Annotated in this window: 23 protein-coding genes; 20 read left to right on the top strand and 3 right to left on the bottom strand. The window is 67.7% G+C overall.

Annotated features, from left to right (window positions below):
- Window positions 1–11 precede the first annotated feature (11 nt).
- From ftsZ to ABD206_RS05305, 7 genes are all read left to right on the top strand, one after another.
- Complete coding sequence (gene ftsZ, locus ABD206_RS05335; protein WP_344070143.1) at window positions 12–1,151, top strand: cell division protein FtsZ; 1,140 nt, start codon at window positions 12–14, stop codon at window positions 1,149–1,151.
- Window positions 1,152–1,156: 5 nt separating this feature from the next.
- A complete protein-coding gene (locus ABD206_RS05330) occupies window positions 1,157–1,843 on the top strand; it encodes a YggS family pyridoxal phosphate-dependent enzyme (protein WP_344070142.1) in 687 nt (228 codons plus the stop codon).
- Between the two features lie 32 nt (window positions 1,844–1,875).
- A complete protein-coding gene (locus ABD206_RS05325) occupies window positions 1,876–2,343 on the top strand; it encodes a cell division protein SepF (protein WP_344070140.1) in 468 nt (155 codons plus the stop codon).
- Between the two features lie 3 nt (window positions 2,344–2,346).
- Entirely contained in the window at window positions 2,347–2,646 is a 300-nt protein-coding gene (locus ABD206_RS05320) for a YggT family protein (RefSeq protein WP_344070138.1), read from the top strand.
- Window positions 2,647–2,742: 96 nt separating this feature from the next.
- Window positions 2,743–3,327 carry a DivIVA domain-containing protein gene (locus ABD206_RS05315; RefSeq protein ID WP_344070136.1) on the top strand — a complete coding sequence of 195 codons (585 nt, stop codon included), beginning with the start codon at window positions 2,743–2,745 and terminating at the stop codon, window positions 3,325–3,327.
- A gap of 10 nt (window positions 3,328–3,337) precedes the next feature.
- On the top strand, window positions 3,338–4,099 hold the full coding sequence (lspA, locus tag ABD206_RS05310) for a signal peptidase II (RefSeq protein WP_425561158.1): 762 nt from the start codon (window positions 3,338–3,340) through the stop codon (window positions 4,097–4,099).
- 1 nt (window position 4,100) lies between these two features.
- Window positions 4,101–5,021: an RluA family pseudouridine synthase gene (locus tag ABD206_RS05305; protein WP_344070134.1), complete on the top strand. Its 921-nt coding sequence runs from the start codon at window positions 4,101–4,103 to the stop codon at window positions 5,019–5,021.
- A 12-nt stretch (window positions 5,022–5,033) separates the two neighbouring features.
- Here ABD206_RS05305 and ABD206_RS05300 read toward each other — a convergent pair whose 3' ends face one another.
- A complete protein-coding gene (locus tag ABD206_RS05300; RefSeq protein WP_344070133.1) occupies window positions 5,034–5,627 on the bottom strand; it encodes a vitamin K epoxide reductase family protein in 594 nt (197 codons plus the stop codon).
- Between the two features lie 67 nt (window positions 5,628–5,694).
- Window positions 5,695–6,168 (bottom strand): NUDIX hydrolase, encoded by a 474-nt coding sequence (locus tag ABD206_RS05295; protein ID WP_344070131.1) that lies wholly within the window; start codon window positions 6,166–6,168, stop codon window positions 5,695–5,697.
- A 209-nt stretch (window positions 6,169–6,377) separates the two neighbouring features.
- Here ABD206_RS05295 and ABD206_RS05290 point away from each other — a divergent pair, with 209 nt between their 5' ends.
- From ABD206_RS05290 to ABD206_RS05250, 9 genes are all read left to right on the top strand, one after another.
- Complete coding sequence (locus tag ABD206_RS05290; protein ID WP_344070130.1) at window positions 6,378–6,995, top strand: TetR/AcrR family transcriptional regulator; 618 nt, start codon at window positions 6,378–6,380, stop codon at window positions 6,993–6,995.
- Window positions 6,985–7,758 (top strand): hypothetical protein, encoded by a 774-nt coding sequence (locus ABD206_RS05285; RefSeq protein WP_344070128.1) that lies wholly within the window; start codon window positions 6,985–6,987, stop codon window positions 7,756–7,758. Before ABD206_RS05290 ends, ABD206_RS05285 begins: the two co-directional genes overlap by 11 nt.
- A gap of 8 nt (window positions 7,759–7,766) precedes the next feature.
- The gene (locus ABD206_RS05280) at window positions 7,767–9,062 is read left to right on the top strand and encodes an aminotransferase class III-fold pyridoxal phosphate-dependent enzyme (protein ID WP_344070127.1); all 1,296 of its coding nucleotides are present in this window, start codon (window positions 7,767–7,769) and stop codon (window positions 9,060–9,062) included.
- A 1-nt stretch (window position 9,063) separates the two neighbouring features.
- The gene (locus tag ABD206_RS05275; RefSeq protein WP_344070126.1) at window positions 9,064–10,248 is read left to right on the top strand and encodes an MFS transporter; all 1,185 of its coding nucleotides are present in this window, start codon (window positions 9,064–9,066) and stop codon (window positions 10,246–10,248) included.
- Entirely contained in the window at window positions 10,245–11,618 is a 1,374-nt protein-coding gene (locus ABD206_RS05270; protein WP_344070124.1) for a GH1 family beta-glucosidase, read from the top strand. Before ABD206_RS05275 ends, ABD206_RS05270 begins: the two co-directional genes overlap by 4 nt.
- Window positions 11,619–11,671: 53 nt before the next feature.
- Entirely contained in the window at window positions 11,672–15,190 is a 3,519-nt protein-coding gene (gene dnaE, locus ABD206_RS05265) for a DNA polymerase III subunit alpha (RefSeq protein WP_344070123.1), read from the top strand.
- Window positions 15,191–15,267: 77 nt separating this feature from the next.
- Complete coding sequence (gene hisD, locus ABD206_RS05260) at window positions 15,268–16,569, top strand: histidinol dehydrogenase (RefSeq protein WP_344070122.1); 1,302 nt, start codon at window positions 15,268–15,270, stop codon at window positions 16,567–16,569.
- A 12-nt stretch (window positions 16,570–16,581) separates the two neighbouring features.
- Window positions 16,582–17,052 carry a transcriptional regulator NrdR gene (gene nrdR / locus ABD206_RS05255; RefSeq protein WP_344070121.1) on the top strand — a complete coding sequence of 157 codons (471 nt, stop codon included), beginning with the start codon at window positions 16,582–16,584 and terminating at the stop codon, window positions 17,050–17,052.
- A gap of 2 nt (window positions 17,053–17,054) precedes the next feature.
- Window positions 17,055–18,083, top strand: a complete 1,029-nt coding sequence (locus ABD206_RS05250; RefSeq protein WP_344070120.1) for a quinone-dependent dihydroorotate dehydrogenase — start codon at window positions 17,055–17,057, stop codon at window positions 18,081–18,083.
- A gap of 127 nt (window positions 18,084–18,210) precedes the next feature.
- Here the strand turns inward: ABD206_RS05250 and ABD206_RS05245 are convergent, their stop codons facing one another.
- The gene (locus ABD206_RS05245) at window positions 18,211–18,780 is read right to left on the bottom strand and encodes a DUF3043 domain-containing protein (RefSeq protein ID WP_344070118.1); all 570 of its coding nucleotides are present in this window, start codon (window positions 18,778–18,780) and stop codon (window positions 18,211–18,213) included.
- Window positions 18,781–18,827: 47 nt separating this feature from the next.
- Here ABD206_RS05245 and ABD206_RS05240 point away from each other — a divergent pair, with 47 nt between their 5' ends.
- The 4 genes from ABD206_RS05240 to ctaD all read left to right on the top strand — a co-directional run bounded on the left by ABD206_RS05240 (window position 18,828) and on the right by ctaD (window position 23,536).
- The gene (locus tag ABD206_RS05240) at window positions 18,828–20,222 is read left to right on the top strand and encodes a dipeptidase (RefSeq protein ID WP_344070116.1); all 1,395 of its coding nucleotides are present in this window, start codon (window positions 18,828–18,830) and stop codon (window positions 20,220–20,222) included.
- Window positions 20,223–20,338: 116 nt separating this feature from the next.
- On the top strand, window positions 20,339–20,704 hold the full coding sequence (gene erpA / locus ABD206_RS05235; protein WP_344070114.1) for an iron-sulfur cluster insertion protein ErpA: 366 nt from the start codon (window positions 20,339–20,341) through the stop codon (window positions 20,702–20,704).
- Between the two features lie 172 nt (window positions 20,705–20,876).
- A complete protein-coding gene (gene ctaC / locus ABD206_RS05230; RefSeq protein ID WP_344070112.1) occupies window positions 20,877–21,770 on the top strand; it encodes an aa3-type cytochrome oxidase subunit II in 894 nt (297 codons plus the stop codon).
- Complete coding sequence (gene ctaD / locus ABD206_RS05225; RefSeq protein WP_344070110.1) at window positions 21,770–23,536, top strand: aa3-type cytochrome oxidase subunit I; 1,767 nt, start codon at window positions 21,770–21,772, stop codon at window positions 23,534–23,536. The genes ctaC and ctaD overlap by 1 nt, the downstream gene beginning before the upstream one ends.
- Window positions 23,537–23,538 lie beyond the last annotated feature (2 nt).

Genomic DNA, 23,538 nt, shown 5'->3' with positions numbered 1-23,538 from the left:
CGGGAGTCGGCATGGGTCAGAACCAGAACTACCTCGCGGTCATCAAGGTGGTCGGCGTCGGTGGCGGCGGCGTCAACGCCGTCAACCGCATGATCGAGCTGGGTCTTCGCGGCGTCGAGTTCATCGCGGTGAACACCGACGCGCAGGCGCTGCTCATGAGCGACGCGGACGTGAAGCTCGACGTGGGGCGCGAGCTCACCCGCGGTCTGGGTGCCGGGGCGGACCCCGAGGTGGGCCGCCGCGCGGCCGAAGACCACGGCGAAGAGATCGAAGAGGCTCTGCGCGGCGCCGACATGGTGTTCGTGACCGCGGGTGAGGGCGGCGGAACCGGAACCGGTGCCGCTCCCGTCGTGGCCAAGATCGCGAAGTCGATCGGTGCACTCACGATCGGTGTCGTCACCAAGCCCTTCTCGTTCGAGGGGCGTCGCCGCCAGAGCCAGGCCGAGAGCGGCGTGGCGCGGCTGAAGGAAGAGGTCGACACCCTCATCGTCGTGCCCAACGACCGACTTCTCGAGATCAGCGACCGCGGCATCTCGATGATCGAAGCCTTCGCCACCGCAGACCAGGTCCTCCTGGCCGGTGTGCAGGGCATCACCGACCTGATCACGACCCCGGGGCTCATCAACCTCGACTTCGCCGATGTGAAGTCCGTCATGCAGGGCGCGGGATCCGCGCTCATGGGCATCGGCTCCGCTCGCGGCGCCGATCGCGCGATCAAGGCGGCGGAGCTCGCCGTCGAATCTCCACTGCTCGAGGCATCCATCGAGGGTGCCCACGGTGTGCTGCTGTCGATCCAGGGCGGCTCGAACCTCGGTATCTTCGAGATCAACGACGCGGCACAGTTGGTCAAGGAAGCAGCCCATCCCGAGGCCAACATCATCTTCGGAACGGTCATCGACGACACGCTCGGCGACGAGGTGCGCGTCACTGTCATCGCCGCCGGATTCGACGGCGGTGAGCCGCAGCTGCGTGTCGATCCCGCGCCCGTCTTCCGGCGCGAGCCGGTCGAGCGCGCCGAGGCGACCACAGCCGCCGACGAGGGTGAGTCGGAGCGGGTCGAGGTGCTCGAGCCGGTTCCCTCCGTGTCGGACTCGGCCTACGACTCCGCCTTCGGTGACGACGATCTGGACGTCCCCGACTTCCTGAAGTAGTCCGCGTGGAGGCCACGCTGGCGGAGCGCCTGGCATCGATCGATGCCCGGATCGCGGATGCCGCGCGTGACGCGGCGAGGGATCCGGCGACGATCTGCCGCATCGCGGTCACGAAGTTCCACCCCGCGCGTCTTGTCGACGATCTGTATTCCCTCGGCGTGCGCGACGTCGGGGAGAGCCGCGCACAGGAGTTCGTCGACAAGCGCGGGCAGGTCGCAGCCGCGCCGGATCTTCGCTGGCATTTCGTCGGGCAGCTGCAGACCAACAAAGCGCGCGTGGTGCGCGAGGCCGCCAGCGTGGTGCACTCGCTCGACCGCGTGCGCCTCGCCAACGCGCTCGAGGCCGCGGGTGAGGGCGCCGACCCGCTGGATGTCTTCTTGCAGGTGAATCTGACCGACGACCCGGGCCGCGGTGGCGTCGCACCCGAGGAGGTGACGGCCCTCGCCGATCACGTCGCCACCTGCGCGACGTTGCGGGTGCGCGGGGTCATGGGGGTCGCCCCACTCGGCGAGGAGCCCGCGCGGGCGTTCGCACGCCTCGCGGCGTGCGGTGCCGACGTACGTACCGTTCACCCGGGCGCGACCTGGATGTCGGCGGGAATGACCGGCGATTTCGCCGAGGCGATCGCGGCCGGTGCGACACACCTTCGCATCGGCACGGCAATCACGGGTCCGCGCCCTGCGCGCGGTTAGCCTCGGAACAGACGAGCAAATCGGAGGATGCGATGTCGAACCCCTTGAAGAAGACCATGGTCTACCTGGGCCTCGCCGATGAGGAAGAGGTCTACGAAGAGGCCGCGCCCGCGCCGACCAGCCGCAAGGCGAACGCTGCCGCCGCGGTCGAGAAGGCCGCGCCCGTGACACCCCTCCACCGGCCCGCCATGGTGCGTCAGCCCGCCGTCGGCGCGCTCAACGAGATCGTCACGGTACACCCCAAGCAGTACCGTGACGCCCAGGTCATCGCCGAGAGCTTCCGCGAGGGCATCCCCGTCATCATCAACCTCTCCCAGATGAGCGACGGCGACGCGCGCCGCCTCATCGACTTCGCCAGCGGTCTCTCGCTGGGCCTCTATGGCCGTATCGAGCGGGTGACCAGCAAGGTGTTCCTGCTCTCGCCGGAGAACGTCTCCGTCTCGGGTGAGGGGGCAGTCGCGCAGGCGGACCCGGAAGCCGTTCCGTTCCCGCAGACTTAAGGCGTGAATGTCATCCAGATCATCGCGGGAATCCTCAACGCCCTCCTCCTGATCTACGTCCTCGTCCTGCTCGCCCGACTCGTGCTCGAGTGGATTCCCGTCTTCGATCGGCAATGGCGTCCCCGCGGCGCGATGCTCGTGGTCGCGGAGGGCGTCTACACCGTGACCGATCCTCCTATTCGGTTGCTACGGCGCTTCATTCCGCCCTTGCGCATCGGTTCGATCCAGTTCGATTTCGCGTTCGTGCTCACGATGCTGATCTGCTTCATCCTGCTGTCCGTGACACGCGCTTTCGCGGGCTGATTCCCACCGCGACTATGCTTTGCTGATATCGACCGCCCACGGCGGCGCACGCTGCGGGGACGCATGCACGCGCTGGGCGAATGAAAGAGGTTAGAGATGCCATTGACTCCGGATGACGTCGTCACCAAGCAGTTCCAGCACGTCCGGTTCAAGGAGGGCTTCGACCCCGATGAGGTCGACGACTTCCTGGACGAGATCGTCGTCGAGTGGCGCAAGACGATCGCCGAGAACGAGGACCTGAAGGCCAAGATCGCCGCTCTCGAATCCGGCGCTCCGGTCGCCGAGCCCGTTGCCGAGGCGCCTGCGTCCGAGCCTGAGGCTGCTCCCGCCCCGGCGCCCGTGCCGGCTGCCACGCCGCTTCCGACCGTCGCCAGCGCCGGTCTCCTCGAGCTCGCGCAGCGCCTGCACGACGAGCACGTCGCCGAGGGTCGCGCACAGCACGACCAGCTCATCGCCGACGCGCGCGCACAGGCCGCATCGATCATCTCGGACGCCGAGACCCGCGGTCGCGACGAGATCTCACGCATGGAAGCCTCCAAGGCAGAGCTCGAGGTCCGCATCGGCGAGCTGCGTCAGTTCGAGCGCGACTACCGGGGTCAGCTGCGCGGCTTCATCGAGGGTCACCTGAAGGACCTCGACGCCTCGTCGAAGGTCGGCGCTTCGCTCGACAACGCCGAGTGAGGACGATTTCTTGACGCCTCGGGCCCCCCTGCGTCACGCGGCGGCCGGCATCCTGATCGCGCTTCTTGCGATCCTGGTGCTGGCCGCCGATCAGTTCACGAAGTTCCTCGCCATCGAGAACCTGCCGTATCAGGAGTCGGTTCCGGTGATCGGCGAGTTCCTGCAGTTCTACCTGGTCTTCAACCCCGGTGCGGCGTTCTCTCTCGGCGAGGGCGTGACCTGGATCTTCACGCTGGCCCTCGCGGCGGTCGCGGTCGTCATCGTGTGGCTCGGTGTCACGCGAGTGCGCTCGCGTCTGTGGGCGGTCGGGCTGGGGTTGCTCCTCGGGGGAGTGCTCGGAAACCTCACCGATCGACTGGTTCGCGAACCCGGGTTCGGCATCGGACACGTCGTAGACTTCATCAACACGCCGTGGATGTGGTTCTGGACCAACCCGGCGATCTACAACATCGCCGACATCTTCATCGTCTCGATGATGATCGGCATCGCCCTGCTCGTGATCGTAGGAGTGCACATGGACGGCAGTCGAGAGCGCAAGGCGCCCGAGCCCGAGGGCTCGGACGAGACGATTCTGGGAGCCGCGGGCGATGAGTTCGCGCCCGGCGGCGGTGTGGCCGGTGGTTTCGATTCGGAGTTCCCCGTCGCATCGCCCTATGCCGGGATCCCGCGCACAGAGATCGGCCTGCCTCCGCTGACCGAGGCCGAACAGGAGCAGGTCGCCCGAGAGGCGGACCGCATCGCCGACGAAGAATCAGGCACGACCGAGCGCTGACATGCCCAGTCGAATGCTGCCCGTTCCGGACGGGCTCGACGGCGCGCGCGTGGACGCCAGTCTGGCGAAGATGCTCGGATTCTCGCGCACCTTCGCCGCCGAGGTCGCCGAAGCCGGCGGCGTGAGGGCGGACGGGCGGACGCTCGGAAAGTCGGATCGTCTGGTGGCCGGATCGATGCTCGACGTCGAGTGGACCGAGCGCCGCGAGCCCGAGATCGTCCCGGTCGAGGTTCCGGACCTCGGGATCGTCCACGACGACGGCGACATGGTCGTCATCGACAAGCCGGCCGGCGTTGCGGCCCACCCGTCGCTCGGATGGGAGGGCCCGACCGTCCTGGGAGCGCTGGCGGCCGCGGGCTTCCGCATCGCGACCACCGGTGCCCCCGAACGTCAGGGCATCGTGCACCGGCTGGATGTCGGCACCTCCGGTCTCATGGTCGTTGCCAAAAGTGAGAGCGCGTACACCGCGCTCAAGCGGGCATTCAAAGAGCGCGAGGTCGACAAGATCTACCACGCTGTCGTGCAGGGTCATCCCGACCCGCTGGCCGGAACGATCGACGCCCCTATCGGGCGGCATCCTGCGCACTCCTGGAAGTTCGCGGTCACCCCGGACGGCAAGCCGTCGGTGACCCACTACGAGACGCTCGAAGCCTTCCGCGGCGCGTCCCTGGTCGAGGTGCACCTCGAGACGGGCCGCACTCACCAGATCCGCGTGCACATGGCCGCGCATCGGCATCCGTGCGTCGGTGACCCGCTCTATGGCGGCGACCCCACGGTCGCCGCGGAGCTTGGACTGAGCCGGCAGTGGCTGCATGCCCATCAGCTGTCGTTCGCCCATCCGGCGTCGGGGGAGTGGGTGTCCTTCGAATCGGCCTATCCGGCCGATCTCGCGCGCGCGCTGGCGATCCTGCGCGAGGAGTGATCGGCGAGGGCGTCAGAAGCTACCCAGGACGTCCAGCCGCACCTGCGCGAGAACGGCGATGAGCGCATAGTCGAGCACCGTGATCAGCGGTGCCCAGCGGAACAGACCCCTGCCGAGGCCCTCGGCCGATCGTCCCCACACGCCGTCGCAGAGCATCCAGCCGCTCGTGAACCAGAACAGTGGAATCGTGACGAGCCAGATCGTCATGCACCAGGGGCAGAGTGACCCGTACAGGAAGACGCTTTCGTAGGCGAACCAGTGCACGAGAGCGAAGGCGCCGAAGACGAACAGTCCAAAGGTGCGCCAGTACCACCGGCGAAGGCCGTGCGGCGCGGCGAGGGCGCTGACGCCCGCGTAGACGGGCCCGAAGAACAGCGCGACGCCCGCGAGGGAGTTCGAGAACCCGAGGATGTTGCCGCCTGCGGACAGCAGATTCGGGCCGCACGTGAGCAGCACGCCCCACTGGCAGCTGATCAGCGGATCCTGATCGGTGAGCTGGCCGATGTACTCGAGGTACAAGAGGAAAGCGACGACGGCGCCGACCACGCCCGCGGCGATCCAGAAGACCGCGAGTGCGATGGGCGGGCGATGTGTGGGGGCGGACACGCTGCCAGTCTGCGCCGCTCGGGCGCCCGCTGTCTTCGCTCGGCGCCGGGGAAAAGCGGCGCGATCCTCAGGCCCCGGGCACGAAGACCGCTTCGCCCCGCTCGGGCACCGCCGCCGCAATGCGGGCGCGCATCTCCTCGGAGACATCCGCGAGCTCGGCCAGCGGATACCAGCCGACCTCTGTCATTTCGCCGTCCACGGGCTCCGGATCACCGGAGACCCAGGTGCAGCGGAACGTGATGTCCAAGTAGTCGCTCTGATCGCCGTTCTCGTAGGTGACCCGCGGAATCTGGTGTACCCACGCGAGCCGGTCGGCGCGGATGACGACCCCGGCCTCTTCGAGCGCCTCGCGGCAGGCCGCGACGGCCGGCTCCTCGCCCGGGTCGACGATCCCCGTGATCGGGGTGAGCGCCCCGTTGTCGGAGCGCCGGCCCAGGAGCACCTGGTCGCCTCGGATGATGACGGCCGTGACTCCCACCAGCGGAAGCGGGCGGGTGCCGACGAAGCGGCGCAGCTCGAGGACGAAGTCGGGAGTCGGCATCCCTCGACGCTATCCCACGCGAGTTGCACCTCCCCGCGCCGAGTTGCACCTCGTCAGCGCGAGTTGCACCTCGTCAGCGCGAGTTGCACCTCCTCGCGCTGAGTTGCACCGCCCGCTCCTGTTACGGGGATGTGAAGAATCGGGCCCGGGGGATGCGGATGCACCGGGAGCGGGTTACTTTGTTGGTCACTTGACCAACTTGGAGTGACATGCGACGGATTCCCGTGGAACAGCGGCGCGAAGAACTGATCGCCGCCGCGATCCGTGTCGTCACCCGCGGCGGTGTCGGAGCGCTGACCACACGCGCTGTGGCCGCTGAGGCGGGGATGCCGCTGGGCGCGATCCACTACATCTTCGCGTCGCAGGACGAGCTCATCCGCGCGGTGACCGACGTCATCCGCGACGAGGAACGCCTGGCCGCTGAGGTCGTGAGCCTTGAGGCGCAGACGATCGAGGACGCGCTGTGCGCCGGGCTCGGTGCCTACGTACGGCTGGTCGAAAGCGACCCGACCAAGGAGCTCGCCGTGCTCGAGCTGGCGCTCCACTCTCGGCGCGGCGACCGCCACGACACCATGCGGGACCAGTGGTCTGGCTACCGCGCGGCTGCGCGGGGACTGCTGGAGCAAGCGGCCGTGCGCGCCGGGGTGACCTGGACGCTCGATCTCGACGATCTCGCCCGGATGCTCATCGTCGCCATGGACGGCCTGACCCTGGGCTACCTCGCCGACGGCGACCTGGATGCGGCAGACCGCGCGATCGCCATCCTCGCCGCTGCGCTCGCCACCCATACCCGACCCCTGACCGCGGAGGATGTACATGCTCACTGAGATCGACGAACGGGTGCACGCATCCGTCAATCTGCACGCCGTCTTCGGTGCGCTCCCGAGGCTGGTCGAGTTGGTGCCGGCCGCGCGAGCGCTGACCGAAAGCCTTGATCGGCCGGTGGCGCTCACGTTCGTCGCCGCCGGCGTGGGACGGATGACGCTCGGGTTCACCTCCGGCGCAGTGATCGAGGGGGCGACGACGGATGCCGGGAACGTCCGTCTGCTCTTCCGTTCGCCTGCGCACCTGAACGCGGTGATCGCCGGCACGGCGCAACCGATTCCGTTCGCGGGACCGCGGGGGCTGAAGTTCCTCACCGGCGTGTTCGCGCCGATGGCGGATCTGCTGGGCCGCTATCTGCAGCCGAGCGCGGCAGACCTGGAAGACCCCGTCTTCGTCGAGGCGCACAATCTGCTCAGCCTGCACGTCGCGGCGACCGCGATCACGGTGATCGCCAACGAGGACCACGCCGGGAAGTTCTCGGCGGCCCAGATGGCCGACGGCGACCTCGACATCGCGGTCGGGGACGACCTCAGCTACCGGATCCGCGTCGCCGACCACCGCCTCTCGCTCGTCCCCGCCTCCGCGCAGCCGGCCCGCGCCGTCTTCTCCTTCGCGGACCTCGCGACTGCCGGGGACGTGCTCGGCGGCCGCGAGAGCGCTCTGGCCTGCGTGTGCGATGGCCGCATCGCCATGCGTGGCTACATCCCGCTCGTCGACAACACCAGCAGAATCCTCGACCGCGTCGGTCAGTACCTCGGAAAGTGAGCCGCGTCATGACCTCCACTGCGAGCACCACCGCCACCTCTGGGACCGCGCCGTTCCGCTTCGACAAGAGCCAGGAGGCGTTCCGTCGCGCGACCCGGGTGATCCCCGCCGGCATCCCGGGGCATCTGGGCCCTGCCGAAGGGCTCCACATTCCCCACGAGGCATTTCCGAAGTTCTCCTCGAAGGCCGAAGGCACGAGGTTCTGGGATCTCGACGGCAACGAGTACATCGACTACATGTGCGGGTACGGCCCGAACGTCCTCGGCTACCGCGACAAGGACGTGGATGCCGCGGCCCGCGCGCAGGCCCGCAAGGAAGACGTCGTGTCACTGCCCTCCAGCATCATGGTGGACTTCGCCGAGCTGCTGGTGGACACCGTCGCCTCGGCCGACTGGGCGTTCTTCGCGAAGAACGGCGGTGACACCACGACGCTCGCGATCATGACCGCACGGGCGGCGACGGGTCGCAAGAAGATCGTGTTCATCAAGGGCTTCTATCACGGGGTCGCGCCATGGACACAGAAGCTCGATTACCCCGGAGTGCTCGAGGAGGATGTCGCGAACAACCTCTACGTGCCCTGGAACGATCTCGCCGCCCTGCGCGCGATGTTCACCGAGCACCGCGGTCAGATCGCGGGCCTCATCGCCCAGCCGTACATGCACGGCAATTTCGTCGACAACGAGCTTCCCGCCGCCGGCTACTGGCGCGCGGTGCGGGCACTCTGTGACGAGTTCGGCGTGGTGCTCATCGTCGACGACGTGCGCGCCGGGTTCCGACTGGATCTGGCGGGCAGTGATCACTACTTCGGCTTCGAGGCCGACCTCATCTGCTTCTGCAAGGCTCTCGCCAACGGCTACAACGTCTCGGCGCTGTGCGGCAAGGACGCGCTCAAAGAGGCCGTGAGCGCGATCACCTACACCGGCAGCTACTGGATGAGCGCCGTGCCCTTCGCTGCGGGCATCGCGACCCTGAAGAAGCTGCGCGCGCTCGAGGCCCCGGCGCTCTTCGAGCGGTTGGGTACGCAGCTGACCGATGGTCTCGTCGCCGCGGCATCCGGTCACGGTCTCACCCTGGTGGCATCCGGGGCGCCCTCCCTGTTCTACCTGCGGCTGGACGATCCGGATGGCTCGCTCATGCTCCACCAGGAATGGGTCGCCGAGTGCGTGCAGCGGGGCGTCTTCATCACGTCGCACCACAACCACTTCATCAATGCCGCCCTGACCGAGGCGGATATCGCGCGCACCATCGAGATCGCCGACGAGGCCTTCGCCATCGTCGCCGCCCGACACGGAATCGAGGGTTGACATGACCGACGCCACCACCACGGGAACCGCGATGGTGCGTCTGCGCCGCATGTCGGTCGCCGCCGCGGGAGCATATGGTGTGCAGGGCCTGGGATATGCGGTCGTGGTGACCGCTCTTCCGTCCTTCCAGGCCCGGCACGCGCTGGATGAGACGGCCGTGTCCCTGATCCTGCTCGGCGTCGTCGTCGCCGCAGCGGCCGGGTCGGTCCTCGCCGATCTCCTCGCCGTCCGCCGCAACAGCCGATTCGCCGTCATCGTCGGATTCGCGCTCCAGATCATCGGGTTGACCGGCGCGGCACTCTCCCCGGAGATCGTGCTGTTCGTCGTCTCGATCCTCGTCTACGGGGTCGGTCTCGGCACGATCGATGCCGCATCCAACATGCAGGGCGTGCTCGTGCAGCGCCACTGGGGACGGCCGATCCTCGGACGTCTGTTCGCGGTCTACACGGTGGCCGCGATCGTCGGCGCGATGGCCATGAGCGCGGGCATTTCGCTCGGCTCGGGGGCGACGTTCGCGCTGCTGATCGCGGCGGGGATGCAGCTGGTCTATCTGCTCGCCGCTTCCCGTGCGCTCGACCCCGAGCGCGCTGCCCGTCAGGCCGGGACCAAGGCCGGGCGTCTTCCGCGGATGCCGATCTTCGTCGTGGGTCTCGTGGTGTTCGCGGTGTTCACGATGGACGCGGGCTTGTCCACCTGGAGCAGCGTGCACCTGGTCGACATGGGCACCGCGGCCGCACTCGCACCTCTGGGATACGCGCTTTATCAGGCGGGCGTGCTGATCGCACGACTCGCCGTCGATCCCGTCGAGCGCCGCGTCGGTACCCGACGAGTCGCCCTCGCGGCGCTCATCGCGGGCGCGGTGGGGAGCATCGCGTTCGCACTCATCCCGGTGTTCGGTGTCGCCGTGTTCGCGCTGTTCCTTGCCGGCCTCTGCTCGGGCGCGCTCATCCCGATCGCGTTCGGGATGGCGGGGCGGATCGACCCGGCACGCAGCGACGAGATCGTCGCGCGCGTGAACATCTACAACTATGGCGGCGCGCTGATCGGCACCGTGGGTGTGGGGCTCCTCCTGGACGCGGGTGGCCCTGCCCTCGCGTTCATCGTCCCGGCGCTCGTGCTGCTCCTCGCGCTGCCGGCGCTGCGCTCCCACGCCACCCCGAAGGCCGCGCCCGGGGTGGAGTCGTGAGCCGGCTCGCGCTGCCGGCCGACTTCCGGTGGGGAGTGGCGACCTCGGCCTATCAGATCGAGGGTGCCGTGGATGGCGACGGACGGGGGACCAGCATCTGGGACACGTTCGTCCGTGAGCCCGGCACCGTCCGACACGGACAGAACGCCGATGTCGCCATCGACCACTACCACCGTCTCGACGAGGACCTCGATCACATCGCGGCGCTCGGCGTGAGTGACTATCGGTTCTCGATCGCCTGGCCGCGGATCATCCCGGGAGGATCCGGAGAGGTCAACGCCCGCGGGCTCGATTTCTACGACCGCCTCGTCGACGGACTGCTCGCGCGCGGCATCCGGCCGGTTCCCACGCTGTACCACTGGGACCTGCCGCAGCCGCTGGAGGATGCCGGCGGCTGGATGTCGCGCGAGACCGCGTACGCCTTCGCCGACTACGCGGCGGCGACCGCCGCGCGACTGGCGGACCGCGTGGCCGACTGGAGCACCCTGAACGAGATGAGCGTGCACACCCTCTACGGGTACGCCCTCACCGACCATGCGCCGGCCCGCGGCCTCGGACTCGGCGCGCTGCCGGCCGCCCACCACCAGCTGCTCGGTCACGGTCTGGCAGTGCAGGCGCTCCGGGCTGCCGGCGCCCAGCGCGTCGGGGTCGTGAATCAGCATTTCCCCGTGCACCCGGCTTCCGAGACGCGCGAGGACATCGAGGCGGCGATGATGTTCGCCGCGTTGACCAACTGGACGTTCTCGGACCCGATCCTGCTCGGGGCATATCCAGGAGAGGAGATCCGGGCGGGGCTCGGGATGGCCGAGGCGCAGGTGGATGCGGACCTGGAGCTCATTTCGGCCCCGCTCGACTTCTACGGGGTCAACTACTACGAACCGACCCGCATCGAGGCCCCCAAGCTCGGCAAGGACTACTCGGGCGTGCTCGAGGTGGACATCCCGACAGGGCTCCCGTTCTCGCCCGTGCCCTTCGGTGCTGAACGCACGACGGACTTCGGCTGGTCCGTCGTGCCGGAGGGACTCACCGAGATCCTCGTGGCCGTGCACGAGCGCTATCCCTACCTGCCGCCGGTGATCATCACGGAGAACGGGGCCTCTTTCCACGACGTGGTCGCGGCCGACGGCGGCGTGCACGACGACCGGCGTATCGCGTTCCTGGCGGATCACATCGCCGCGGTCGAGGCGGCGGTGGATGCCGGGGTGGATGTCGTCGGCTACTACTGCTGGTCGGCCTTCGACAACTTCGAGTGGGCTGCCGGATTCGACGAGCGCTTCGGACTGATCCACGTGGATCTGGACACCCTCGAGCGCACGCGCAAGGACTCTTGGTACTGGTATCGCGACCTCATCGCCGCGCAGCGGGGGTGACACCGCCCCGCGTGCCCCGGCCCGAGGGCGGGGCACGCTCGTAGACTCGATCCATGGCATCCGACTCGTTCGTCCACCTGCACGTGCACAGCGAGTACTCGATGCTCGACGGCGCGGCGAAGATCGCGGCCATGACCCAGGCTGCTGCCGAGTACGGCATGCCCGCGATCGCGGTCACCGACCACGGCAACACCTTCGCCGCGTTCGAGTTCTACAACGCCGCCAGGAGCGCCGGGATCACCCCCATCATCGGCCTCGAGGCCTATGTCACCCCCGGCACGCACCGCAGCGACAAGTCGCGGGTGTCGTGGGGGACGCCCGAGCAGAAGAGCGACGACGTCTCGGGGTCGGGCGCCTACACCCACATGACGATGTGGAGTCAGAACACCGAGGGGATGCACAATCTCTTCCGGCTGAGTTCGCTGTCCAGCATGGAGGGCTACTACTTCAAGCCGCGCATGGACCGCGAGCTGCTGGAAACCTACGGCAAGGGTCTGATCGCCACCACCGGCTGCCCCTCGGGTGAGGTGCAGACGCGTCTGCGCCTCGGGCAGTACGACGCCGCCCGCGCGGCGGCTGCCGAGTTCCAGGACATCTTCGGCAAAGAGAACTACTTCGCCGAGATCATGGATCACGGGCTCTCGATCGAGCGCAGGGTGATGACCGATCTCATCCGCCTGTCGAAGGACCTCGGCATCCCGCTGGTCGCCACCAACGACTCCCACTACACCCACCAGCACGAGGCCGATGCCCACGCCGCTCTGCTGTGTGTGCAGTCCGGATCCACGCTCGATGACCCGAACCGCTTCAAGTTCGACGGCGACGGGTACTACATCAAGACCGCACAGGAGATGCGGCAGATCTTCCGCGATCACCCCGAGGCGTGCGACAACACGCTGCTGATCGCCGAGCGGTGCGAGGTCGAGTTCAACACCTCTGCCAACTACATGCCGCGCTTCCCGGTGCCGGACGGCGAGACCGAGGACAGCTGGCTGGTCAAGGAGGTCGAGAAGGGCCTCCACTATCGGTACCCCGCCGGTATCCCGGACAAGGTCCGCAAGCAAGCCGAGTACGAGACCGGGATCATCCTGCAGATGGGGTTCCCCGGCTACTTCCTGGTCGTCGCGGACTTCATCAACTGGGCCAAGGACAACGGGATCCGCGTCGGTCCCGGCCGTGGCTCGGGTGCCGGCTCCATGGTGGCGTACGCGATGCGGATCACCGATCTCGACCCGCTCGAGCACGGCCTCATCTTCGAGCGCTTCCTCAACCCCGACCGGGTGTCGATGCCCGACTTCGACGTCGACTTCGACGATCGTCGTCGGGGCGAGGTGATCGACTACGTGACCGAGAAGTACGGCTCCGAGCGTGTCGCGCAGATCGTCACGTACGGCACCATCAAGTCGAAGCAGGCGCTGAAGGACGCGGGTCGCGTGCTCGGATTCCCCTTCAGCATGGGGGAGAAGCTCACGAAAGCCATGCCCCCGGCTGTCATGGGCAAGGACATGCCGCTGTCGGGCATGTACGACAAGGAGCACCCGCGCTTCAAAGAGGCCAGCGAATTCCGCGCCGTCATCGACACCGACCCCGAGGCCAAGACGGTGTTCGACCGCGCGCTCGGCCTGGAGGGGCTGAAGCGCCAGTGGGGCGTCCATGCGGCGGGCGTCATCATGTCCAGCGAGCCGCTGCTGGACATCATCCCGATCATGCGCCGCGAGCAGGACGGCCAGATCGTCACCCAGTTCGACTATCCGTCATGCGAGTCGCTGGGCCTGATCAAGATGGACTTCCTGGGGCTTCGCAACCTCACGATCATCTCCGATGCCCTCGACAACATCCGCATGAACCGGGGCGAGGAGCTCGACCTCGAGCACCTCGGGCTGGAGGATCGCGAGGCCTACGACCTGCTCACCCGCGGCGACACACTGGGTGTGTTCCAGCTCGACGGCGGGCCGATGCGCTCTCTCCTGCGGCTCATGAAGCCCGACAACTTCGAAGACGTCTCGGCCGTCATCGCGCTGTACCGACCGGGCCCCATGGGCGCCAACTCCCACATCAACTACGCGCTGCGAAAGAACGGGCAGCAGGAGGTCACCCCGATCCACCCTGAGCTGGCCGAGCCGCTCAAGGAGATCCTCGACATCAGCTACGGCCTGATCATCTACCAGGAGCAGGTGATGGCGATCGCGCAGAAGGTCGCCGGATTCAGCCTCGGTCAGGCCGACATCCTGCGCCGTGCGATGGGCAAGAAGAAGAAGTCCGAGCTCGACAAGCAATACGAGGGCTTCGCCGGGGGAATGAAGGAGCGCGGCTACGGAGACGGCGCGATCAAGGCCCTGTGGGACATCCTGCTGCCCTTCTCGGACTACGCGTTCAACAAGGCCCACTCGGCGGCGTACGGACTCGTCTCGTACTGGACCGCATATCTGAAGGCCCACTACCGCGCCGAGTACATGGCGGCGCTGCTGACCAGCGTCGGGGACTCCAAAGACAAGATGGCGGTGTACCTCAACGAGTGCCGTCGCATGGGCATCCAGGTGCTGCCGCCGGATGTGAACGAATCGATCCGGTTCTTCGCCGCGGTCGGGGACGACATCCGCTTCGGGCTGGGCGCCGTGCGCAACGTCGGCGCGAACGTCGTCGAGGCGATCGTCGAGGCCCGCAAGGATGCCCCGTTCACGAGCTTCCACGACTTCCTCGCCCGAGTGCCGGTGTCGGTGGCCAACAAGCGCACGATCGAGTCCCTCATCAAGGCCGGTGCGTTCGACTCGCTCGGATCGACCCGCCGTGCGCTGCTGGAGATCCACGAGGATGCCACCGAGCAGGCCGTGCTCGACAAGCGACGCGAGGCCAACGGAGAGGTCGGCTTCGATTTCGACTCGCTGTGGGGCGAGGAGGAGCCGCAGACCGTCTCCAAGGTGCCGGAGCGCCCCGAGTGGACCAAGAAGGACAAGCTCGCCTTCGAGCGCGAGATGCTCGGCCTCTACGTCTCGGACCACCCGCTGGCGGGCCTCGAGGTTCCCCTCGCCAAGCACGCCTCCACCAACATCCACGACCTGCTCGCCTCAGAGGACGCCACCGACGGCGATCAGGTGACGATCGCGGGACTGGTCACGAGCGTGCAGCACCGCGTGGCCAAGTCCAGCGGCAACCCGTACGGCATGATCACGGTCGAAGACTTCGACGGCGAGATCACGGTCATGTTCATGGGCAAGACCTACACCGAATTCCAGAGCATGCTGCAAGCGGATGCGATCCTCGTGGTGCGCGGGCGGGTCTCCCGCCGCGACGACGGGATGAATCTGCACGCCCAGGCGGCCTTCTCCCCGGATCTCGGCAACATCGAGGAATCAGGTCCGCTCGTTCTCGTCATCGCCGAGCAACGGGCCAGCGAGTCGGTCATCGTCGATCTCGCGGACGTGCTGGGCAGACATCCCGGGGATACCGAGGTCATGCTGCGCTTGCACAAGGGCGGCGTGGCGAAGGTGTTCGAGGTGCCGATGCCCGTGCGGGTGACCGCCGACCTCTACGGCGAGCTGAAGGGACTGCTCGGATCGGCGTGTCTGGGGTGAGGTCTCCATGATCGGGGACCGGGGTGATCCGGTCTCGTGGGCCACGGCCGTCCACGCCCGGCCGGTAGCCTAGAGGGATGCTCCGCACCCTCGATCTGCGCGGTCGTGACCACTCCGCAGCCGCCCTCCTGGCCGCCGTTCCCCGCGCCACCGCCGCCCGCAACGAGGCCCTCGCCACCGCCGCGCGGCTGGTCGAGGATGTCGCCCGCGACGGGGAGGGGGCCCTTCGCTCGCAGGCCGAGGCTTTCGACAAGGTCGCCGGGCACGACATCCGCGTGCCGCAGGCGCACCTCGAGGAGGCGCTCGCGACGCTGGAACCCGAGATCCGACAGGCCCTGGAGCGCGCCATCGAGCGGGTGCGTCAGGCCTCTGCCGTCCAGGTTCCGCCTCCCACCACCACGACCCTGGGGGCCGGAGCGCTCGTGCATCAGCGCTGGCAGCCGGTGCGCCGCGTGGGGCTGTACGTTCCCGGCGGCAAGGCCGTGTATCCCTCGAGTGTCGTGATGAACGTCGTTCCCGCCCAGGCCGCCGGTGTCGAGCAGATCGCCCTGGCGTCCCCGCCGCAGCGGGACCACGGCGGTCGCGTGCACCCGATCATCCTCGCCGCCGCGCACCTGCTGGGTGTGACCGAGGTCTACGCGATGGGCGGCGCCGGCGCGATCGGTGCCTTCGCCTGGGGCGTCGATTCGCTCGGCCTTGATCCCGTGGATGTGGTCACCGGTCCCGGAAACAACTTCGTCGCGGCCGCCAAGCGTGCCGTCGCCGGGCGCGTGGGCACCGACTCGGAAGCCGGCGCGACCGAGATCCTGATCGTCGCCGATGACACGGCCGACCCGAGGTGGGTCGCCGCTGATCTCATCAGCCAGGCCGAGCACGACGAGCAGGCCTCGGCCGTCCTCGTGACGGCGTCCGAGGCCCTGGCGACCGCGGTGCAGACCGAGGTCGCGGCGAGGGCTGCGGACACCATGCACGCGGCGCGCATCGCCGTGTCGTTGGCGGGGGAGCAGTCGGCGATCGTGCTGGTCGACGACCTCGAGCAGGCGATCGCCTTCAGCAACGCCTACGCGCCCGAGCACCTCGAACTGCACCTGGCCGATCCGATGCCGGAGCGCTTCGTGCATGCCGGTGCCGTGTTCGTCGGCCCATACTCGCCCGTGAGTCTCGGCGACTACCTCGCCGGCAGCAACCACGTCCTGCCGACCGGGGGACAGGCGCGATACGCCGCGGGGTTGTCGGCGGCGACGTTCCTCCGTCCGCAGCAGGTCATCGAGTACGACCGTCAGGGGCTCGCCGACGTCGCCGACGCGATCGTCGCACTCGCCGACGCAGAAGTGCTTCCTGCGCATGGCGAAGCCGTCGAGGCGCGCTTCGAGGCGTAATCTGGCTGAGCCATGCACTGCCCCTTCTGTCGTCATCCGGATTCTCGCGTCATCGATTCTCGGACGAGTGACGACGGGCTCAGCATCCGTCGCCGTCGACAGTGCCCGGAGTGTGGGGGGCGCTTCTCGACGATCGAGACGGCGAGCCTGAACGTCATCAAGCGCTCGGGCGTCATCGAGTCCTTCAGCCGAGAGAAGGTCATGTCCGGTGTGAGGAAGGCCTGTCAGGGGCGACCGGTCACCGAGGGTGATCTGGCCCTGCTCGCACAGTCGGTCGAAGAGACGGTGCGTCAGACCGGTGCCTCGCAGATCGACACCAACGAGATCGGGCTGGCGATCCTCGGGCCACTCCGCGAGCTCGATGAGATCGCCTACCTCCGTTTTGCGAGCGTCTATCAGGCGTTCGACTCCCTCGAAGACTTCGATTCCGCCATCGCGGCGCTGCGCGCGGATCACCATTCGGCATCCGACCCCGAGGAGTAACCGTGTACCCGTGGCTGTTTCGCACGTTCCTTTCCCAGATGGACCCCGAGACGGCGCACCACGCGGCGATGCTCGTGATCCGTGTGCTCGGGGTGCGCCCCTTCGCGCGGGTCGCCCGCGCGTTCACCCGCCCCGATCCCGCGCTGCGGGTGAAGGCTCTGGGACTCACGTTCGACTCGCCCTTCGGCGTCGCCGCCGGATTCGACAAGGACGCGATCGGCGTCGACGGCCTGTACGCGCTGGGGTTCGGTCACGTCGAGGTCGGCACGGTCACCGCGATCCCGCAGGAGGGCAACCCCAAGCCGCGGCTGTTCCGCCTCATCCCCGACCGGGCGGTCGTCAACCGCATGGGCTTCAACAACCGGGGCGCCTACGCGGCGGCGCAGCGGCTGAAGAAGGCGCGCCGTCGTTCATCGCGCACGGTGCTCGGCGTCAACATCGGCAAGAGCCGCATCGTGGATGTCGAGAACGCGCTCGTCGACTACGTGACCTCGACGCGTCTGGTGGCTCCCGTCGCCGACTACCTCGTCGTGAATGTCTCCTCGCCCAACACCCCGGGCCTGCGCACGCTGCAGGCCGTCGAGACGTTGCGGCCGCTGCTGGCGGCGGTGAAGGATGCCGCCGGCGACACCCCGCTGCTCGTGAAGATCGCCCCTGACCTCACCGAGGAGGAGATCACCGGGATCGCGGGGCTCGCGGTCGAACTGGGCCTAGCCGGCATGGTGACCACCAACACGACCATCGAGCGCGAGTCGCTGGGGCTTCGCAGCGACCCGAAGGCGATCGAGGCCGCCGGGGCCGGCGGTCTGTCGGGGAAGCCGCTCGCGCCGCGTTCACTCGAGGTGCTGACACTCGTGCGCTCGGTCGTGCCCGAGGACTTCTGCCTCATTGCGGCCGGCGGAGTGGAGACATCCGAGGACGTACAGGAGCGCCTGGATGCCGGAGCGACCCTCGTCCAGGGCTACACGGGGTTCCTCTACCGCGGCCCCCTCTGGGCCCGCCAGATCACTCGCGGCCTCACCCGCCGCTGAGCGTCTCGTCCGCCATCCCCGCGCCGAACCCACACTTTCGGTGCGAACCCACACGTTCCTTGCGCAATCAACGTGTGGGTTCGCAAGCAACCTGTGGGTTCGGCGGGTGGCTGCGCTGGGGTGACGCTCAGACGGGGTAGCCGCCGCGCTTGACCTGCGGCTTGGGGAGGCGCATGAAGCGCATCTGGACGCTGCGCATCGCGGCGTACCATCCCAGGCCCTTCTCGACCTTGCTGGCGCCGAACTTCTCGGCGACGCCCTTCTTCGCGCGCATCGAGGTGATGATCATGTCGCCGATGACGAACAGGATGAAGATCCACAGGGCCACGAATGACCAGAACTGGATGAACTCCAGCGGGATGAAGGTCGCGACGATGACGACGACCATCGCGGGCATGACCGCCTCGCCGAGGTGCCAACCGGCATCCACGAAGTCGCGCACGAATTTGCGCTGCGGGCCCTGGTCGCGGGCGGGGAGGTACTTCTGCTCGCCGTTGGCCATGCCGACGCGCGCCTTCTCGCGGGCGGCCGACAGCTCGGCCTTGCGCTGCGCCTTCGCTTCCTTGGTGTCGGCGACGAGCGGGCGCTTGCGGGCGGCCTCCTGCTCGGCGCGGCTCGGGGTCGCACGGCCCTTGCCGACCGCCGGCGACGCTGCCGATTCGTCCTTGGGGGCTTCGGGTGCGGGAGTCTTGGCCACGATGGTCCTCAGTGTGTTCGTGCGGGTGAGTCCTTAAGATTACCCGCATGAGTGCTGAGCTTTCCCGGACCGAGTCCATTCGCGAGGCCGCCGAGGGAGGCATCCCGCAGGCGCTCGCCGATCTGGGCGACCTCGTGCGCATCCCCTCGATCGCCTGGCCGAGCATGGATCAGTCCCAACTCGTGCGCAGTGCCGAGGCCGTGGCGGCGCTCGTCGAGGGCACCGGCGTGTTCGATGCGGTCACGGTCACCCGCTCGGTGATCCCCGGCACCGACGAGCTCGGACAGCCGGCGGTGCTGGCCACCCGGGCGCCGCGCAACGGGCGCCCGACCGTGCTGCTGTACGCCCACCACGACGTGCAGCCGATCGGCGACGAGGCGCTGTGGGAGACCCCGCCCTTCGAGCCGACGGTCCGCGACGGCCGTCTCTATGGGCGCGGAGCAGCCGACGACAAGGCCGGCGTCATGGCCCACGTCGCCGCGATCCGGGCCCTCACCGAGGCGCGGGGCGAAGACTTCGACCTCGGCATCGCGCTGTTCATCGAGGGGGAAGAGGAGTACGGCTCGCGCTCGTTCGCCCAGTTCCTCAGTGACAACGCCGACGCGCTCCGATCGGATGTCATCGTCGTCGCCGACTCCGGCAATTGGGACCAGGTCACCCCGGGGCTCACCGTGTCGCTGCGCGGAAACGCCCGCTTCACGATGTCGGTGCGCACACTCGACCACGCCTCCCACTCCGGCATGTTCGGGGGAGCGGTGCCCGACGCGATGATGGCGGCCATCCAGCTGCTGTCGACGATGTGGGACGCTGGCGGCTCGGTCGCCGTCGCGGGACTCGAGTCGCGGGATGCCGAGACGCCCGAGTACTCGGAAGAGACCCTGCGCACCGAGACCGGGCTGCTCGACGGGGTGAGTCCCGCCGGCACGGATGCCATCATCGGCCGCATCTGGAACAAGCCCTCGATCACCGTCATCGGCATCGACGCCACGAGCGTGGCCTCCGCATCCAACACCCTCACCCCCGAGGTGAGCGTGGTCATCAGCGCCCGCGTCGCGCCCGGGCAGAGCGCCGCCGACGCCTACGCCGCGATGGAGGCGCATCTGCGCGCCCACGCGCCCTACGGTGCGCAGCTGGAATTCCGGGATGTCGACCTCGGGAACCCGTTCCTGGTCGACACCTCCGGCTGGGCCGTCGCCGACGTGCGTGCCGCCCTCACCGAGGGATACGGCGTCGCGCCGATCGACATCGGCGTCGGCGGATCGATCCCCTTCATCGCCGATCTCGTGCGCGAGTTCCCGGGCGCGCAGATCCTGGTCACCGGCGTCGAGGACCCGCACTCGCGCGCACACAGCCCCAACGAGTCACTGCACCTGGACACCTTTCGCCGTGCGGTCGTCTCGGAGGCGCTGCTGCTCGGAAAGCTCGACGAGCGCACGATCTGATCTGCCGCCGCGCGGACCCGGATACGGCGCGTCGTGGGTTCACGGACCCGACGCGTCCCACGCGGCGTAGAATCGCTGCATCCTGAACCGACGGCACCGCCGACAAGGAGAGAGTCATGACCGACACCGCACTGACCACCGACCAGACCGCCCGTGAGCACGGCGTGGCGCTGACCGACGCTGCGGCGGACAAGGTCAAGAGCCTCCTCTCGCAGGAAGGCCGCGACGACCTGCGCCTGCGCGTCGCCGTCCAGCCCGGCGGATGCAGCGGCCTGATCTACCAGCTCTACTTCGACGAGCGCTACCTCGAGGGCGACAAGGCCGTGGACTTCGGCGGCGTCGAGGTCGTGGTCGACGACATGAGCGTGCCGTACCTGGACGGCGCCACGATCGACTTCAAGGACACGATCTCGGAGCAGGGATTCACGATCGACAACCCCAATGCGCAGGGCTCGTGTGCCTGCGGTGACAGCTTCCACTGAGACTTCTCGCACCACGGCAGCGGCGTCCCTCGGGGCGCCGCTGCTTCAGCATGTCTGAATGCCTGACCTTCAGTACCCCCGAAAGACGGCGAACCTGAGTGGCAGGCCTCAACAAGGTGTGAGCTTGCCCTAGACTGGCGAGGTCACACTTCGCAACGTGGAAAGGTGCGCCGTGCCGTCCAATCGCCGACTCCGCTGGGTTCTTCTACCGGTGGGCGCCGCTGCGGCCGTCGCCCTCGCAGGGTGCACGCCGACTGAGCTGAACGGGTATCTGCCCGGTTTCACCGAGGACGGCACCCAGGCCACCAACCACACCGAGATGGTGTCCGGACTCTGGGTCAACTCCTGGATCGTCCTGCTCGTGGTGGGCCTGATCACCTGGGCTCTCATGGGCTGGGCGGCGATCGCCTACCGCCGCCGCAAGGGTCAGACCGGACTGCCCGTGCAGCTGCGGTACAACATGCCGATCGAGATCTTCTACACGGTCGTGCCGCTGATCCTGGTGATCGGATTCTTCGCCCTGACCGCGCGCGACCAGACGATCCTCGAGACCCAGTACGACGACCCGGATGTCTCGATCACGGCGATCGGCAAGCAGTGGGCTTGGGACTTCCAGTACAACGGCGACGCCGAGGACGGATCCGACACCGTCTGGACGATGGGCATCCAGGCCCAGCCCGACGAGAACGGCAACATCGATCAGGACACGCTTCCGACGCTGTACCTGCCGGTGAACGAGACCGTGCAGATCAAGCTGCAGTCGCGCGATGTCATCCACTCCTTCTGGATCATCGACTTCCTCTACAAGAAGGACATGTACATCGGCAAGGACAACTACTGGTCCTTCACGCCGACCCGAGAGGGCACGTACGCCGGAAAGTGCGCCGAGCTGTGTGGTGAGTACCACTCGATGATGCTCTTCAACGTCAAGGTCGTCAGCGCGGAGGAGTACGACGCCTACCTCGCCTCGCTCGAGGCCGCCGGACAGACCGGTGACATCGGCGAAGCGTACGACCGCCTGCAGAACACGCCGAACGATCCGACCGCCGCAGAGGGAGACGAGTGATGGCAACCACGCTGCCGTTCGAAGAGACCGGGACCAGCGGTCCCCGCACTCTGCCCCCGCGTCAGGCGGCTCTGATGTCGACGACGCGCGTCGAACAGAAGGGCAACATCATCGTCAAGTGGATCACCTCCACTGACCACAAGACCATCGGGTACATGTACCTGATCGCGTCGTTCCTGTTCTTCCTGCTCGGCGGTGTGATGGCGCTGATCATCCGCGCGGAGCTGTTCGAGCCCGGCATGCAGGTGCTGCCCACCAAGGAGCAGTACAACCAGCTGTTCACGATGCACGGCACGATCATGCTGCTCATGTTCGCGACGCCGCTGTTCGCCGGCTTCGCCAACGCGCTGCTGCCCCTGCAGATCGGTGCACCGGATGTCGCCTTCCCGCGTTTGAACGCGTTCGCCTTCTGGCTGTTCCTGTTCGGCTCGATCATCGCCGTCTCGGGCTTCCTCACCCCGCAGGGTGCGGCTGCGTTCGGCTGGTTCGCCTATCAGCCGCTGGCGAATGCGAGCTTCTCGCCGGGCGTGGGTGGCAATCTCTGGATGCTCGGTCTCGGCATGAGCGGATTCGGCACGATCCTCGGCGCCGTGAACTTCATCACCACGATCGTCACCATGCGAGCGCCCGGAATGACGATGTGGCGCATGCCGATCTTCTCGTGGAACACGCTGGTCACCAGCATCCTGATCCTGATGGCCTTCCCGGTGCTCGCCGCGGCGATCCTGGCCGCGGCCGCCGACCGCGTTCTCGGCGCGCAGATCTACAACCCCGCCAACGGCGGTGTGCTGCTGTGGCAGCATCTGTTCTGGTTCTTCGGGCACCCCGAGGTGTACATCATCGCGCTGCCGTTCTTCGGCATCGTCTCGGAGATCTTCCCGGCCTTCAGCCGCAAGCCGATCTTCGGATACAAGACCCTGGTCTACGCGACGGTCTCGATCGCAGCGCTCTCGGTCGCGGTGTGGGCTCACCACATGTACGTGACCGGCGGCGTGCTGCTGCCCTTCTTCGCCCTGATGACGATGCTCATCGCGGTGCCGACGGGTGTGAAGATCTTCAACTGGATCGGCACCATGTGGCGAGGATCGGTGACTTTCGAGACACCGATGGTGTTCTCGCTCGGCTTCCTCGTCTCGTTCGTGTTCGGTGGTCTGACCGGCGTCATCCTCGCCTCGCCGCCGCTCGATTTCGCACTGTCCGACTCGTACTTCGTGGTCGCGCACTTCCACTACGTCATCTTCGGAACCGTCGTGTTCGCGATGTTCGCCGGCTTCTACTTCTGGTGGCCGAAGTGGACCGGGCGCATGCTCAACGAGCGCCTCGGTTACGTGCACTTCTGGCTGCTCTTCATCGGCTTCCACATGACCTTCCTCATCCAGCACTGGCTGGGTGTGGACGGCATGCCGCGACGCTATGCGGACTACTCCGCCCAGGACGGCTGGACCTGGCAGAACCAGGTCTCCACGGTCGGTGCGGTGATCCTCGGTGTGTCGATGATCCCGTTCTTGCTCAACGTGTGGCTGACCGCCCGCAAGGCGCCGAAGGTCACCGTGAACGACCCGTGGGGCTACGGCGCCTCCCTCGAGTGGGCCACCTCGTGCCCGCCGCCGCGTCACAACTTCACGTCGATCCCGCGCATCCGCAGCGAGCGGCCCGCGTTCGATCTCAACCACCCCGAGGCCGCGGAGGTGACGGTCGGTGTCGGCCCCGCAAAGGACGCGCCCGATGCACCTGTCGTCGATCTCGCGGACGGAAAGGTGAAGTAAGG

This window comes from Microbacterium sediminicola (assembly GCF_039531125.1).
GTDB lineage: Bacteria > Actinomycetota > Actinomycetes > Actinomycetales > Microbacteriaceae > Microbacterium > Microbacterium sediminicola.
The sequence above is the reverse complement of the archived record's forward strand: the minus strand, read 5'-3'. Positions and strand labels throughout refer to the sequence as shown.

Bases quoted from the DNA above. Each gene is read 5' to 3' on its own strand.
- ftsZ (WP_344070143.1), top strand. From the start codon at position 12: ATGGGTCAGAACCAGAACTACCTCGCGGTCATCAAGGTGGTCGGCGTC.
- ABD206_RS05325 (WP_344070140.1), top strand. From the start codon at position 1,876: ATGTCGAACCCCTTGAAGAAGACCATGGTCTACCTGGGCCTCGCCGAT.
- ABD206_RS05315 (WP_344070136.1), top strand. From the start codon at position 2,743: ATGCCATTGACTCCGGATGACGTCGTCACCAAGCAGTTCCAGCACGTC.
- ABD206_RS05305 (WP_344070134.1), top strand. From the start codon at position 4,101: ATGCCCAGTCGAATGCTGCCCGTTCCGGACGGGCTCGACGGCGCGCGC.
- ABD206_RS05295 (WP_344070131.1), bottom strand. From the start codon at position 6,168: ATGCCGACTCCCGACTTCGTCCTCGAGCTGCGCCGCTTCGTCGGCACC.
- ABD206_RS05290 (WP_344070130.1), top strand. From the start codon at position 6,378: ATGCGACGGATTCCCGTGGAACAGCGGCGCGAAGAACTGATCGCCGCC.
- ABD206_RS05285 (WP_344070128.1), top strand. From the start codon at position 6,985: ATGCTCACTGAGATCGACGAACGGGTGCACGCATCCGTCAATCTGCAC.
- ABD206_RS05280 (WP_344070127.1), top strand. From the start codon at position 7,767: ATGACCTCCACTGCGAGCACCACCGCCACCTCTGGGACCGCGCCGTTC.
- ABD206_RS05275 (WP_344070126.1), top strand. From the start codon at position 9,064: ATGACCGACGCCACCACCACGGGAACCGCGATGGTGCGTCTGCGCCGC.
- dnaE (WP_344070123.1), top strand. From the start codon at position 11,672: ATGGCATCCGACTCGTTCGTCCACCTGCACGTGCACAGCGAGTACTCG.
- hisD (WP_344070122.1), top strand. From the start codon at position 15,268: ATGCTCCGCACCCTCGATCTGCGCGGTCGTGACCACTCCGCAGCCGCC.
- nrdR (WP_344070121.1), top strand. From the start codon at position 16,582: ATGCACTGCCCCTTCTGTCGTCATCCGGATTCTCGCGTCATCGATTCT.
- ABD206_RS05240 (WP_344070116.1), top strand. From the start codon at position 18,828: ATGAGTGCTGAGCTTTCCCGGACCGAGTCCATTCGCGAGGCCGCCGAG.
- erpA (WP_344070114.1), top strand. From the start codon at position 20,339: ATGACCGACACCGCACTGACCACCGACCAGACCGCCCGTGAGCACGGC.
- ctaD (WP_344070110.1), top strand. From the start codon at position 21,770: ATGGCAACCACGCTGCCGTTCGAAGAGACCGGGACCAGCGGTCCCCGC.